Origin of the sequence: Burkholderia sp. B10, from assembly GCF_004368385.1 — a bacterium.
Classification (GTDB): Bacteria; Pseudomonadota; Gammaproteobacteria; order Burkholderiales; family Burkholderiaceae; genus Burkholderia; species Burkholderia vietnamiensis.
This window is the reverse complement of the sequence record NZ_PQMX01000113.1, coordinates 1-13481: the sequence shown is the minus strand read 5'-3', so window position 1 is coordinate 13481 and position 13481 is coordinate 1. Positions and strand designations below refer to the sequence as shown.

At 71.2% G+C, this 13481-nt stretch carries 17 protein-coding genes; 5 read left to right on the top strand and 12 right to left on the bottom strand.

The window, feature by feature from the left end:
* Nucleotides 1-31: 31 nt before the first annotated feature.
* The 10 genes from C3Y15_RS29825 to madL form a co-directional block, all read right to left on the bottom strand.
* A complete protein-coding gene (locus tag C3Y15_RS29825) occupies nt 32-553 on the bottom strand; it encodes a phospholipase D-like domain-containing protein (RefSeq protein WP_045579270.1) in 522 nt (173 codons plus the stop codon).
* Between the two features lie 156 nt (nt 554-709).
* Nucleotides 710-1642, bottom strand: a complete 933-nt coding sequence (locus C3Y15_RS29820; protein WP_059462911.1) for an acyltransferase domain-containing protein — start codon at nt 1640-1642, stop codon at nt 710-712.
* The gene (mdcB, locus tag C3Y15_RS29815; RefSeq protein WP_059623493.1) at nt 1639-2514 is read right to left on the bottom strand and encodes a triphosphoribosyl-dephospho-CoA synthase MdcB; all 876 of its coding nucleotides are present in this window, start codon (nt 2512-2514) and stop codon (nt 1639-1641) included. Before mdcB ends, C3Y15_RS29820 begins: the two co-directional genes overlap by 4 nt.
* Nucleotides 2511-3179: a malonate decarboxylase holo-[acyl-carrier-protein] synthase gene (gene mdcG, locus C3Y15_RS29810; RefSeq protein ID WP_046428875.1), complete on the bottom strand. Its 669-nt coding sequence runs from the start codon at nt 3177-3179 to the stop codon at nt 2511-2513. The genes mdcB and mdcG overlap by 4 nt, the downstream gene beginning before the upstream one ends.
* The gene (gene mdcE, locus C3Y15_RS29805; protein WP_059462913.1) at nt 3166-3873 is read right to left on the bottom strand and encodes a biotin-independent malonate decarboxylase subunit gamma; all 708 of its coding nucleotides are present in this window, start codon (nt 3871-3873) and stop codon (nt 3166-3168) included. The genes mdcG and mdcE overlap by 14 nt, the downstream gene beginning before the upstream one ends.
* On the bottom strand, nt 3860-4801 hold the full coding sequence (locus C3Y15_RS29800) for a biotin-independent malonate decarboxylase subunit beta (RefSeq protein WP_060092296.1): 942 nt from the start codon (nt 4799-4801) through the stop codon (nt 3860-3862). Before C3Y15_RS29800 ends, mdcE begins: the two co-directional genes overlap by 14 nt.
* Nucleotides 4798-5112, bottom strand: a complete 315-nt coding sequence (gene mdcC / locus C3Y15_RS29795; protein WP_059462915.1) for a malonate decarboxylase acyl carrier protein — start codon at nt 5110-5112, stop codon at nt 4798-4800. Before mdcC ends, C3Y15_RS29800 begins: the two co-directional genes overlap by 4 nt.
* Nucleotides 5113-5122: 10 nt before the next feature.
* On the bottom strand, nt 5123-6769 hold the full coding sequence (gene mdcA, locus C3Y15_RS29790) for a malonate decarboxylase subunit alpha (RefSeq protein WP_059734052.1): 1647 nt from the start codon (nt 6767-6769) through the stop codon (nt 5123-5125).
* A 164-nt stretch (nt 6770-6933) separates the two neighbouring features.
* Complete coding sequence (madM, locus tag C3Y15_RS29785) at nt 6934-7701, bottom strand: malonate transporter subunit MadM (RefSeq protein WP_059462300.1); 768 nt, start codon at nt 7699-7701, stop codon at nt 6934-6936.
* 11 nt (nt 7702-7712) lie between these two features.
* A complete protein-coding gene (gene madL / locus C3Y15_RS29780; protein ID WP_011884246.1) occupies nt 7713-8108 on the bottom strand; it encodes a malonate transporter subunit MadL in 396 nt (131 codons plus the stop codon).
* 328 nt (nt 8109-8436) lie between these two features.
* Between madL and C3Y15_RS29775 the strand changes: the two genes are divergently transcribed.
* The 3 genes from C3Y15_RS29775 (at nt 8437) to C3Y15_RS29765 (ending at nt 10386) form a co-directional block, all read left to right on the top strand.
* Nucleotides 8437-9285: a LysR substrate-binding domain-containing protein gene (locus C3Y15_RS29775; RefSeq protein ID WP_011884244.1), complete on the top strand. Its 849-nt coding sequence runs from the start codon at nt 8437-8439 to the stop codon at nt 9283-9285.
* 227 nt (nt 9286-9512) lie between these two features.
* Complete coding sequence (locus C3Y15_RS29770; protein ID WP_011884243.1) at nt 9513-9953, top strand: Hsp20/alpha crystallin family protein; 441 nt, start codon at nt 9513-9515, stop codon at nt 9951-9953.
* 16 nt (nt 9954-9969) lie between these two features.
* Nucleotides 9970-10386 carry an Hsp20/alpha crystallin family protein gene (locus C3Y15_RS29765; protein ID WP_059992381.1) on the top strand — a complete coding sequence of 139 codons (417 nt, stop codon included), beginning with the start codon at nt 9970-9972 and terminating at the stop codon, nt 10384-10386.
* A 104-nt stretch (nt 10387-10490) separates the two neighbouring features.
* On the opposite strand, the gene C3Y15_RS29760 is transcribed toward C3Y15_RS29765, so the two are convergent.
* Together C3Y15_RS29760 and C3Y15_RS29755 are read right to left on the bottom strand one after the other, a co-directional pair.
* Entirely contained in the window at nt 10491-10826 is a 336-nt protein-coding gene (locus C3Y15_RS29760) for a zf-TFIIB domain-containing protein (RefSeq protein WP_059568523.1), read from the bottom strand.
* Nucleotides 10827-10909: 83 nt separating this feature from the next.
* Nucleotides 10910-11665, bottom strand: a complete 756-nt coding sequence (locus C3Y15_RS29755) for a TerC family protein (RefSeq protein ID WP_011884237.1) — start codon at nt 11663-11665, stop codon at nt 10910-10912.
* A gap of 107 nt (nt 11666-11772) precedes the next feature.
* On the opposite strand from C3Y15_RS29755, the gene C3Y15_RS29750 reads away from it, so the two are divergent.
* A complete protein-coding gene (locus C3Y15_RS29750) occupies nt 11773-12666 on the top strand; it encodes a LysR family transcriptional regulator (protein ID WP_034193230.1) in 894 nt (297 codons plus the stop codon).
* A 139-nt stretch (nt 12667-12805) separates the two neighbouring features.
* A partial coding sequence (locus tag C3Y15_RS29745; protein ID WP_134206919.1) for a DUF2242 domain-containing protein occupies nt 12806-13481 on the top strand: 676 nt, incomplete at its 3' end.

Genomic DNA, 13481 nt, shown 5'->3' with positions numbered 1-13481 from the left:
GCTCATAAGCCGCGCAGCCCGCCCCGCCCGCTCACCGCCCGGCGGCCTGCCGGTACAGACGCCAGAACGACTGCGCGTAAGACTGCGCGAGCTCCGGCGCGCGCTGGAATACGTTGACCGTCTCCGCGTGCGCGGCAGCGCCTTCGGACAGCGTCGGCAGCGCGACGTTGTCGTCGACGATCGCGAAACGCGGCGCGGGATCGTCGTGCCGCGAGTCGATCGCGACGTCGATGCCGGCCGCTTTCAGGTAACCGGCGCCGCTATACCTGCCTGCACGCGCCGAGCGCACCAGCACGACGCGCACGTCGACGCCGCGCGCGCGCGCCGCCCGCAGCGCGGCCGCGACCGCGGGCGGCACATGCGCATAGCCGGCCAGCAGCACGCGCCGCTGCGCGTTGTCGATCAGGTCGACGGTCGCGTCGGCGGCCAAATTGTCATAGGAGAAGTATGTGCCGACCGACGCGGCGTCGGACGGAATGGGGCTGGCGTGGGCGCTCGCCGCGCAGCCGAGCGCGGCGAGAAGAATGGCGGCTGGTCTCATGGCGGGCGCCATTTTAGCGATGCCAATTCGCGTGGCAAGCGCCAGCCGACACGATGCTGCGCCGGCGCAACACCCGTTGCGCCACGGCGATCGCGCGGGCCGGATACGGGCCGCATTACGTGCCGAGTTACACGCCGAATTGCATCCGATTGCGCCGCGCGGTGCCGTTCAGTCGCCCGCGACCCGCGCGAGCCAGCTCTCGACGCCGTCGACCGAGCGAAAATCGGCGACGCTGCGCGCCGGCAGCGCCGGATACGCGGCCGCCGCCATCTCGGCGAGCGCGCGGCCCGGCCCGAGTTCGAGGAACGCGCTTGCGCCGGCCTCGACACAGGCGGCCAGACACGCCGCCCATTCGACCGGCTCCGCGATCTGCCGCGCCAGCTTGTCGCGCCCCACGTCGACATCGAGCACCGACCCGCCATCGATCCCGGCAAACACGCGCGTGCCGGGTAGCGGCCGGCGCACGTTCGCCGCGGCGAGCGACGCGCGAAACGGCGGCACCGCTGCCGCCAGCCGGCGCGTGTGCGATGCGATCCGCACGCACACGGGCGCGACGCGCAATGCGCCCGCGCCCGCCGCAGCGTCGGCCACCGCGGCGACGTCGGGCTGGGCGCCGGCCACCACGAACGCATCGTCCGGATTCGCGATCGCGATCGCCGCGTCGCGGCCGTCACACAGGCCCGCGAGCTGCGCGCGCGCAAGCCCGCGCACGAACACCATCCGCTCATCGCCGCCGCTGGCCGCATCCATCGCACGCGCGCGCGCATCGGCGAGCTCCAGCGCGTCGTGCGGATCGATCATCCCGGCCACGCTCCACGACGCGACTTCGCCGACGCTGTAACCGGCCACGCAGCGGCGGCGCGGCCACGCGGCCGCGAGCAGTGCGGTCGCGGCGAGCGCCTGCAACGTGCAGAGGATCTGCGCTGCGCGGTTCTCGCCGAGCGCGTCCGGCCCGGCGCGCCGCACCCAGTCGCGCGGATCGTCGCCGAGCAGCCGGCCCGCGTGTGCGAACAGCGGTTCGGCCTGCGGCGCCGTGCCGGTCAGCTCGAACATGTCAGCGCGCTGCGCGCCCTGCCCTGAACACAGGATCGCGAGCGTCATGGCTGCGCCTCGTCGGCGTCGAGCGCGTCGACGAATACGCTCATCGCGAGCAGGTCGGCCGCGCCGCCGGGGCTGAGCCGGCGCGCGACGAACGCGCGGTGCGCGGCAACGGCGCGCAGCCGCCAGTCGCGCGCGCGGATGCCGCCGCGTGCGACGAATGCGCGTGCGCTCGCGCGGGCGAAGTCGAGCCCGTCGCGCCCGCCGCGATGCAGCAGGTTCGTATCGTCGAGCGCGGCGATCAGCGCGAAGCAGGCTTCGACGCGCGCGGCTTCCGCATCGCCCGGCATCCAGCGCGCGGCGCGCCGCAACGCCGGCAAGCCGACGCGATATACCGTCGCGAAGCCGCCGGCCGCCTCGCCGCGCGCGCCGCCGACGCCGTAGCGACGGCTCGCGCGCTCGCCGTGGCTGTCCGGCAGCCGCGGGCCGCCGAGGATCTCAGCGCCCCACCGCCGTGCGACGAATGCGCCGAGCGTCATCGTGCGGGTGGCCGCACCGGCTGCATCGGCCGTGGCGCGCCGGCCGGCCGCCGCGCACAGCAACCCGAGCCCGAAGATCGCGCCGCGATGCGTGTTCACGCCACCCGTCGCCGCAAGCATCGCATGTTCCGCGCGCAGCCCGATCTTGCGCAGCGCGCCCATGTCCGCGTCGCGCGCGCCGGCCTCGGCGAGTTCCGCGAAGTACGGCCGCAGCACGGCCGCGCTGCGTGCGAACGTCGCCGCGTCCATGTCCGCATGGCTGCCGGTGTCGACGTGGCTGACGAGCCCCGGTTTCGGATAAGTCCGGATTTCGAGCACGAGGCTGCGCTCGGCGAGTTCGGCGATGCGCTCGGCGCCGGACGGCGCGAGCGTGCGGCACGCAGCCCACGCATTCATCGCACACCTCGCGCGAAGGCTTCCACCGACATCAATTCGACGGCGAGCGCCGTCTTCACCGCGACTTCCGGCAGCCGCGCGTACAGTTCGCGCCAGTTCACGCCGGCGCCGTCGTCGCGCAGCAATTCGCCGTCGATGCGCATCGGCGCGCGCGCGTCGAGCGCCGCGAGGCCGTCGAGCAGCGCGTCGCGCAGCGCCGCGGCCGGCAGCGGAAACACGACGTCGAGATCGGATCCGTCGCTCAGATAGCGTTCGCCGGTCAGCGTCTGCCATGCGAGGCTGCCGAACACGCGCCCCTCGACGCCGCAGCGCGCACCCAGCGCAGCCAGTTCGCGCAACGTTGGCTGCCACGCGGCGGGCGCGGCGGCGAGCACGTCGGCCAGCGCTGGCAATGCGCGACGCGCTGCGACGGCATCGGCCGCGACGTTCAGCGCGACGCGCCGCTTGCCGGCGGCAGGCGGCAACGGGATGCCGAGCGGCACGCGCGCCGCGTCGGCTTCGTCGGGCGTGGCGCGGCGCACGATCAGCGGCCGGCCGTCGGCAGCCCACGCGCGCACGACCGGATCGGCCGCGAGCGCGGGATCGCGCGCGAACGCGGCGGACCACCCGGCCGCCGTCAGCGTGACGAGCGTGTGGCGGCGCAGCGGTGCGTCAGCGCGCGGCACGCGCGAGCGCCTCGACGCGACGCGCGACGTCGGCCGCGACCGGGCGGCCGCGCGCGGCGCGCGTGTCGCCGCGATCGACTGGCCTGGCGAGCCACTCGCCGACCTGCGCGTCGAGCGCGCGGGCCGGATCCAGCACCGCGTCGACCGCGCCCATCTTCACGAGATTGTCGAGCCCCGGCGCGAACACCGGCGTCGAGCGCGCCATCGCCTCGAGCACGTCGATCGGCAGCTTCGTCACGCGCGACATCGACGGCAGGTCCATCACCTCCGGCTCGGCGCCCGGCAGCGCGAGCAGCGTGCGCGTCGCGAGCGCGGTCGCGATGAACGCGCCGGCGGCCGTATGGCCGTACAGCAAGCCGATCGTCCGGTGCCCGGCGAGCTCCGCATGCATCAGGCATTTGGCGAGATGCGACAGCCCTTCGTTCAGGCCGAGCAGTTCGTCGCGCTTGCTCATCCGCTGGCTGTCGCTGTCGACGAGCACGAGGATCGGCGTGTCGCCGCCGCGCTCGATCGTGGCGAGCACCTGCGACGCGAGCGCCAGCGCTTCGTCGATGCCGAACGGCAGACGCTCGGCGACGCCGATCACGTCGACGCGCGTGCCGCCCAGTTGCGCCGAGCCCGTCAGCAGGCCGCCATCGCGCGCAATCGAATGGCCCGCGGGAAACAGCGAGGTCAGTACTTCATCGAGCGTCATGCTGCGGCTCCTGTAACTGGTCGGCGAGCTTGGCGAATGCGTCGTCGGGCATGCCGGGAATCGCTTCCGGCCGATCCGCGCCGAGCGCGCGCCACACGTCGAGCGCATCCGCACATCGGCCGAAGCGGGCGACGCGCGCTTCGAGACGCGCCTGCTCCGCGCGCAGCATCGCCGTATCGAACGCCGGCGCGCAGCCGAGCAGTTCGAGCGCCGCCGCACGGAACGCGGCCGGCGTATCGGCGACGTAGCGGTCCGCGCCGCCGATCAGCCGCCGGTGCTTGCCGCCCATCGTGCGCCAGATCAGCGCGCGATCCTTCGCGTCGAATTCCTCCACGCCGCGATTGGTCTCGATCACCTCGGGCCCCGACACGCTGATGCGTCCCTGCTCGGACACCGCCAGCGCCGAACAGCAGGCCGCGAGCAGACCGCCGCCGCCGTAGCAGCCGGCGCGCCCGCCGATCAGCCCGAGCACCGCCACGCCGGCCGCGCGCGCGTCGACCAGCGCCCGCATGATCTCGGCGATCGCGAGCTCGCCCGCGTTCGCTTCCTGCAGCCGCACGCCGCCGGTATCGAACAGGATCAACACCGGCTTGCCGAGCTCGCGCGCCGCGCGCAGCAGCCCCGTGAGCTTCGCGCCGTGCACTTCGCCGAAGGCGCCGCCCATGAAGCGGCCTTCCTGCGCGGCGATCAGCACGGGCCTGCCGTCGAGCCAGCCGTGGCCGACCACCATCCCGTCGTCGAACTGCTGCGGCAGCCCGAACAGCGGCAGATGCGGGCTCGCCACGCGTTCGGCCGGCCCGAGGAATTCGTCGAAGCTGCCCGCATCGAGCAGCGCGTCGATGCGCTGCCGCGCGGACGCCTCGTACCAACTCGCGTCGTTCGCGACGAACGCGGGCGCGTCGTGGTCGTGAATCGCCGGGTTCGTCATGCGTCCCCCTCGATCGCGCGCACGGCCTGCGCGAGCCGCAGCGACACCATGTCGGGCCGCGCGCCGCCGTCGTTGATCGACAGCTTCAGCCCGCCCGGCGCGCGCCGGTCGACGAAATCCGCCACGACGGCCCGCCACACCGCGCCGAAACCGACCGCCGCGGTGCGGATGTCGATCTCGCATTGATCGTCGGGCAGGACGCGCTCGACGAGCACCTCCAGGTTGCCCGACGCGACCACGCCGACGAGCGCCGCGGCCAGCCGGCCCTTCGCACGCGCGCGCGCGGCGAACCGATAGTTCAACTGTTCCATCCCGTCTTCCTCACCAGTTGCGGAACCGGGCCGGCGGCGCATAGAGGCCGCCCGACCAGTGCACGAGGTCCTTGATCGAGCGCGCGGCGAGCCAGCGGCGGTCGGCGTCGAGCGGATCGATGCCGAGATCCTCCGGGCGGCGGATCACGCCGCGCTCGCGCAGGCGCTCGACCATCCGGCGGTCGCGGCCGCGGCCGACCTCCGTGTAGCCGGCCACGCCGCGGATCGCCTGCTCGCGCTCGTCGAGGTCGCGGCACATCAGCAGGTTCGCGATCCCTTCCTCGGTGACGATGTGCGTGACGTCGTCGCCGTAGACCATGATCGGCGCGAGATCGAGCTGCAGCTTGTCGGCGAGCTTCAGCGCGTCGAGCTTCTCGACGAACATCGGCACGTTCTTGTCGCCGAACGTCTCGCCGATCTGCACCACCAGCTTGCGGCCGCGCCTGAGCGCCGCGGGCGTGTCGGGGTCGGCCTGCGCGCCGGCCTTCAGCCACGGCTCGCTCGGATGGCGCCGGCCGCGCGCGTCGCTGCCCATGTTCGGCGCGCCGCCGAAACCGGCGATGCGCTCGGCCGTGACCGTCGACGAATGGCCGGCCAGGTCGATCTGCAGCGTCGAGCCGATGAACATGTCGCACGCGTAGAGGCCCGCCGTCTGGCAAAACGCGCGGTTCGAGCGTAGCGAGCCGTCGGGGCCGGTGAACCAGACGTCGGAGCGCGCGCGGATGTAGTCGTCCATCCCGACTTCGGAGCCGAAGCAGTGAATCTGTTCGACCCAGCCCGATTCGATCGCGGGGATCAGCGTCGGGTGCGGATTGAGCGCCCAGTGCGTGCAGACCTTGCCCTTCAGCCCGAGCTTCGCGCCGTAGGTCGGCAGCAGCAGCTCGATCGCGGCCGTGTTGAAGCCGATGCCGTGGTTCAGCCGCTTGATCCCGTACGGCTCGTAGATGCCCTTGATCGCGAGCATCGCGGTCAGGATCTGCGTTTCGGTGATCGCGGCCGGGTCGCGCGTGAACAGCGGCTCGACGTAGAACGGCCGCCCCGCCTCGACGACGAAATGCACGCGGTCGCCCGGAATGTCGACGCGCGGCACCTTGTCGACGATGCGGTCGACCTGCGCGATCACGATGCCGTCCTTGAACGCGGTGGCTTCGACGACGGTCGGCGTGTCCTCGGTGTTCGGGCCGGTGTACAGGTTGCCGTCGGCGTCGGCGCTGACGGCGGCGATCAGCGCGACCTGCGGCGTCAGATCGATGAAGTAGCGCGCGAACAGCTCGAGATACGTGTGCACCGCGCCGAGCGCGATCTTGCCGCCGAACAGCAGCTTCGCGATGCGCTGCGACTGCGGGCCCGAATAGGCGAAGTCGAGCCGCTTCGCGATGCCGCGCTCGAACACGTCGAGATGCTCGGGCAGCACGACGCCCGACTGCACCATGTGCAGGTCGTGGATCTTCGCGTTGTCGACGTCGGCGAGCGCGACGGCGAGCAGGTCGGCCTGCTTCTGGTTGTCGCCTTCGAGGCACACGCGATCGCCCGGCTGCAGCACCGCTTCGAGCAGCGCGACGGCGTCGCGCGCATCGACGCGCTTGCCGCGCGCGAACGCCGCGCCGGCCGCGATGCGTGCGTCGCGCGCCTGCCGCGCGTGATTCCATCCGGTCATGAAGAGTTCTCCCGCTTCGGTGGTTCAGCGGCATTCTAAGCCGCGGGCTGCCGCCGATTGATGATGATGACGAATGCGACTCAGAGGGCGCCGCGATGGATGCGGCCGGTCGCCGCACGCGCGTGCCGGCCGCACGCACGAGCCGCGCGGGCCGCCGGCGCACGCTACGCGCCGACCAGCGCGCGCGTCGCGAAGAACAGCAGCGACGGCCCGAGCAGGCAGCCGACGCCCGTATGGAACGTGGCGATCAGCGCGCCGTACGGCACGAGCCGGCGATCGGTCGCGGCGAGGCCCGCGCTCACGCCGCTCACCGTGCCGGCCAGCCCGCCGAAGATCATCGCGGAGCGCGGCGTCTTCAGTCCCATGAAGTTGGCGGCCACCGGCGTGCCGACCATCACGATGATCGCCTTCACGAGGCCGGTCGCGATGCTCAGCGCGATCACGTCGGAGCTCGCGCCGATCGCCGCGCCGGTGACCGGCCCGACGATGTAGGTGACGGCGCCCGCGCCGATCGTCGTCATGCTGACCGCATCGGTGTAGCCGAATGCGCGCGCGATGCTCGCGCCGACGATGAACGGCAGCACGGTGCCGAGCAACAGCGACACGACGCCGACGAGGCCGGCCTTGCGCGCCTCGGCCGGCTGCACTTCGAACGCGGTCGCGACGATCGCGAAATCGCGCAGCATCGCACCGCCCATCAGGCCGATGCCGGCGAACAGCCGCACGTCGGCAAGGCCCTTGTCGCCGCCGGTGAACGCGCCGCCGACGTACGCGAGCGCAAGACCGATGACGATCGCGATCGCGGAGCCGTGCACGCGGCCGAACGTGAGCCGGCGCGACGCGATCGACGACAGCCACATGATCAGGCCGACCACAGCGAACGACGCGACGAGCCCGTTGTGGGCGACGGTTTTTTCGAGCATCTGCAGCATGGCGGCCTCCGTCACTGTTCTTCGAATTGCGGCACGCCGGCGAAGGCCGTGTCGTCGCGTCCGGTGCGCACCAGCACCGCGATGCAGCATGCGCAGATCGCGACCGCGCCGAGCGCGGCCAGCAGCGCGACCGGGCCGCCCTTCAGCGCGGCGACGACGTTCTGGTTCGCCGCCATCGCGACGACGACCGGGATGTACATCGCGCCCCAGAACCCGACGCCCGCTTCCGTCTCCTTCGGCAGCCAGCCGCGCCGGTGCAGCCACAGCCGCAGGCAGATCAGCAGCAGCATCGCGATGCCGACGCCGCCGACGTTGGTCTTCACGCCGATCGCGGCGCCCAGCAGGTCGCCGAGGAACAGCCCGGCCAGATGGCAGAACGCCAGCAGCGCGGTTCCGTAGATGATCATGAGTCGTCTCCAGTCTCTTGGTGCGGCGCCTGACGCGTGCGGGAGGGAGGCCCGGCCGCCGATACCCGGGCGGACTGTCCGTCTCCTGCGGCGCGGCGCCGCGGCCCGGCGGCTCGTCGTGCGAGCGCGTTCTCGGGGTCGATGGGATGATGCGGGTTCGGGCCGAACGCCGGATGGCTTAGACTGACCGAAGCAGCCGCTGGCGCGACACGGGCTACGCCGCCGGTGCGGCCGGCCTTGAAGGGCCGCACTGGCGCGTGATCCGATACTAGCGCCGCAAAATCCGGCGATTTATGAAGTTGTCGAAACCGATTCAGTGGATTTAGCAATGCGTCCGTTACCGCCCGAACTGCTGCGCAGCTTCGTCGCCGTCGCGCAGTCCGGCAGCTTCACCGCCGCGTCCGAGCGCGTGAGCCTGTCGCAGTCGACCGTCAGCCAGCACATCCGCCGCCTCGAGGAGCTGCTCGACCGGCCGCTGTTCGAGCGCGACACGCGCAACGTGCGCCTGTCGCAGCACGGCGACGCGCTGTTGCGCTACGCGGTGCGCATTCTCGAGCTGATGGACGAAGCCGTCACGTCGGTGTGCGGGCCGCCGCTGTCCGGCAAGGTGCGGCTCGCGATGTCGGAGGATTTCGCGTCCGCGCATCTGACGGCCGCGCTCGCGAGCTTCGTGCAGCGCAATCCGGACGTCGAGCTGGCGATCTCGACCGGGCTGTCGGGCGATCTGTTCGACGCGCTCGACGAAGGCCGCCACGATCTGGTGTTCGCCAAGCGCGTCGCCGGCAGCCGGCGCGGCCGCGTGATCCGCAGCGAGCCGCTGTACTGGTGCACCGGCCCCGATTCGGCGATCACCGGCCACGAGGCCGTGCTGCCGCTCGCGATGCATCCGGAGCCGAGCGTGTCGCGGCGCCGCGTGCTCGAATCGCTCGAAGCGGTCGGCCGCCCTTACCGGATCGCCGTCGTGAGCAGCAGCATCGCGGTGCTGCGGGCGGCCGCGAGCGCCGGGCTCGGCGTGAGCGCGTTCGCCGGCTACGTGATCCCGGCCGGACTCGCGCGGCTCGACGCCGGGCTGCCGGAACTCGGCGAGCTCGAATACGTGATCGACCGGCCGGCCGCGGCGTCACGCTCGACGCTTGCGCTCGAGGCGACGCTGATCGCGGCGGCGGCGGGGTTGTAGCGGGATGCGTCGCGGTCGCGACGGTGGCGGCGGTCGAGGGCGGCGTCGAACGTGAGCCACGGCGACGCGTCGCGACACGCCGCCGCCACCGCTGCAATCCACCCTCTTGAAATGCCGCTCGCCGGCCACTAACTAAGCGTCATCAGGCAATGCCCACCACGCGCACCGTGCGCGTCGACGGGGCTGCGTCGGCGCGTATTCCGCGCTTCACGTTCAGGAGGACCATCATGAGCGGTATGTATTTCGGCAACGATCTGTTCGACGAATTCACGCGCCTGCAGCGGCAGATGGCGAGCCTGTTCGGCGAACTGCCGACCGGCATCCGAGCGGTGCGGCCCACCGCGTTCCCGGCGCTGAACATCGGCGCGACCGACGACGCGATTGAAATCGTCGCGTTCGCCCCCGGCATGGCCGCCGCCGACTTCGACGTGTCGATCGACAAGGACCTGCTGACCATCAGCGGCGAGCGCAAGCCGGTGCCGCAGGACGGCGGCGACGACGTGCGCACCTATGCGCAGGAGCGCTTTCACGGCGCATTCCGCCGCGTGGTCGAGTTGCCGCAGAACGCCGATCCCGACAAGGTCAGCGCGCGCTACGAAAACGGCTGCCTGCTGATCCGCGTCGGCCGCCGCGAGGAATCGAAGCCGCGTGCCATCACCGTTCAGTGAACTTCAGGAGACCGACATGAACACGAGCCAGACCCTGACCGAACGTCCAACCGACGCCGCACAGCCGGCCGCCGCCGCTGCCGAAGGCGCGCGCCGGCCCGCGATCACGCCGGCCGTCGACATCGTCGAGGACGCACAGCGCGTCACGCTGCGCGCCGATCTGCCCGGCGTGCCGCGCGAGAACCTCGACGTCAAGGTGCACGACAACACGCTCACGATCGACGCGCAAGCGCGCATCGACACGCCGGCCGACCTGCGCGTGCGGCATGCGGAAGTGCGCGTGCCGCGCTTCATGCGCTCGTTCGTGCTGAGCGCCGATCTCGACACGACGCGCATCGACGCGAACCTGCGCGACGGCGTGCTGACCTTGACGATCCCGCGCCGCGAAGAAGCGCGTCCGCGCCGTATCGACGTGACGGTCGACGGCGCGTAAGCGCGCGAAAACCGGCCGACGACGACATGCGATGAAATCCCCGCCGGGCATGGTCCCGGACGGGGATTTTTCACATGCGGCGGCCCACGCCCGCGCAGCCGCGTTCAATCGAAATCGAACAGGTCGAACACCGACCGCTTGCGCCGCTGGCCGCCGTGCCGATGGCGGTCGTCGTCGGCGCGCGCGTCGCGCGGCCAGCCCCCGTCTCGGCCGCGCGGCGCGTGGCGATCGGGCCGCCCGTCAGCCGGTGCGTTAGCCCGTGCGTCGTTCCGTACATCGTTCCGTACATCGGGCCGTACCTCGCCGGTTTCGCGCGCGATCAGCTTGTCGAGTTCGCCGCGATCGAGCCACACGCCGCGGCACGTCGGGCAATAGTCGATCTCGATCGACTGGCGCTCGGCCATCAGCAGGTCCGGCGTCTTGCAGACAGGGCATTTCATCAGGCTGCTCCTTCGGGACTGGATTGCGCATCGGCGGCGGGCGTCGCCCGCCCGCCGGCTCGTTCGGTGACGCGCAGCTACGCTCAGTGACGCTCGGCCCGCGCCGCGCGCTTCGCCTTCGCGCGCCGCGCCAGCATGTTCATGCCTTCGACGAACGCCGAGAACGCCATGGCCGCGTAGATATAGCCCTTCGGCACATGCGAGCCGAAGCCTTCGGCGATCAGCGTCATGCCGATCACGACCAGGAACGACAGCGCCAGCATCACGATGGTCGGGTTGCGGTCGATGAAGCGCGCGAGCGGCTGTGCCGCGAACAGCATCACGCTCACCGCGACGATCACCGCGACGAACATGATCGGCACGTGCTCGGTCATCCCGATCGCGGTCACGATGCTGTCGATCGAGAACACGATGTCGAGCATCACGATCTGGCCGACCGCGGCCCACATCGTCAGGCCGGCCGCGCCGCTGCGCGCGCCGTCGTCGTCGCCGTCGTGCGACACGTGGTGATGGATCTCCGTGGTCGCCTTCCAGACGAGGAACAGGCCGCCCGACAGCAGGATGACGTCGCGCCACGAGAACGCGTGGCCGAACAGTGTGAACACCGGTTCGGTGAGGCTGGCGATCCACGCGACGCTGGCCAGCAACGCGAGGCGCATCACGAGCGCGAGCGCGATGCCGATGCGCTGAGTACGCGCGCGCTGCGCTTCGGGCAGCTTGTTGCTGAGGATCGAGATGAAGATCAGGTTGTCGATGCCGAGCACGACCTCCATCACCACGAGGGTCAGAAGCGCGGCCCAGACGGCGGGGTCGGCGGCAAGCGTCAGCAGGTAGTCCATGGAAGGCCCGGTTCGCGAGAGGAAAACCTGATGATAGGCAATCCCCGACTTCGGAAAAATCAGCGAGAATCTGAGCTTTGGTGCGGTTTTTTCGATATATCGTCGCGATGCTGAATTTTCGCCATCTGTACTACTTCTGGGTCGTCGTGAAAGAAGGCGGTTTCGCGCGCGCCGCGCAGCGGCTCGACATGGCCGTGCAGACGATCAGCGCGCAGGTCCGGGAGCTGGAAAAGTCGCTCGGTCATCAGTTGCTGCGTCCGGCCGGCCGCGGCGTCGCGCTGACCGACGCCGGCCGCGCCGCGTATGCGCGCGCCGAGGTGATCTTCGAGATGGGCAGGCTGATCCCCGACGACGTGCGCGCGGCCGCCGGCCGGCCGACCGTGCGGCTCGCGGTGGGCCTCGCGGACGGCATCTCGAAGCTCGCCGCGCATGCGATCCTCGCGCCGGTGCTCGAGACGCCCGCGCTGCGGCTACTGTGCCACGAGGGCGAACACGATGCGCTGCTGGCCGAGCTCGCGCTGCATCATCTCGACCTCGTGCTGGCCGGCCAGGGCGCGCCGGCCGGCTCGAACCTGCGCGTGACGAGCGAGCGGCTCGTCGCATCGCCGGTCGACTGGTACGGCCCCGCGGCGCTCGTCACACCGGCCGCGCGGCAGCGTTTTCCGCAGTGTCTCGCCGAGTTGCCGGTGCTGCTGCCGACCGCGCATTCGGCGCTGCGCGCGCGCCTGGACCTGTGGCTCGAACGGGAACGGATCGTGCCGCGCGTGACCGGCGAATTCGAGGACAGCGCGCTGATGGCCGTGTTCGGCGCGCGCGGCCTCGGCGTGTTTCCGCTCAGCGAGCTCGGCGCGAACGATGCGGCGCTGCTGCGCGGCCTGCGCCGGCTCGGGCGGGCGGGCGACGTGACCGAGGAAATCCACGCGATCCGCTCGCGCCGCGGCGAGCACCATCCGCTGGCGTCGCAACTGCTCGCGGCGGCACGCGCGACGCCGGCCGACTGAAGCGAGCGCGACATCAAACGAAACTATAATGACGCCCCGGCCATACGAGATTGCCGCGCACGCCGTGCGCGCATCGACGGCGGGCGACCTCGCGCTCGCCCGCCGTCGCGGCAACTCGCCGAGCCCTCTGAAAGACGCCATGCACAACCGATTTCGCCTGTCCTCCGTTTCGTGCGCGCTCGCGGCCGCCACCGTGCTGGCCGCGTGCTCGTCGCCGCCCAAGCCGATCTATCAGCAGGAACAGTTCGACGCGACGAGCAGCCCGTATGCGCATACGTTCCATGCGAAGTCCGAGGCGGCCTGCGAGGCCGCACGGCGCTCGCTGCTGAGCCAGGGTTACGTGGTGTCGTCGTCGCGCAACGATGCGGTCGACGGCAGCAAGAACTTCCAGCCGAACAACGACATGCACGTCGTGATCGAGTTTCACGTCGTGTGCGCGGACGCGAACGCCGACGGCTCGTCGAGCATCGCGTACGTGAATGCGGTGCAGGACCGCTATACGCTGAAGAAGTCGAATACGTCGGCGAGCGTCGGCCTGAGCGTGTTCGGCTCGCTGTCGCTGCCGATCGGCTCGAGCGACGACGCGCTCGTGAAAACGGCGAGCGAGACGATTCCGGCGGGCGTCTTCTATGAACGCTTTTTCAATCTGGTCGACCATTTCCTGAAGATCGATCCGGCCCGCCGCGATCGCGCGACCGTGAAAGCGGCGGAGAAGGAGCATGTCGCGCCGCTGCCCGAGCCGGCGCCGACGCCGCAAGGCGAACCGATGAAGATGACGACGCCGGTCGTACCGACGCCGCCGGCCGCGCCGGTGC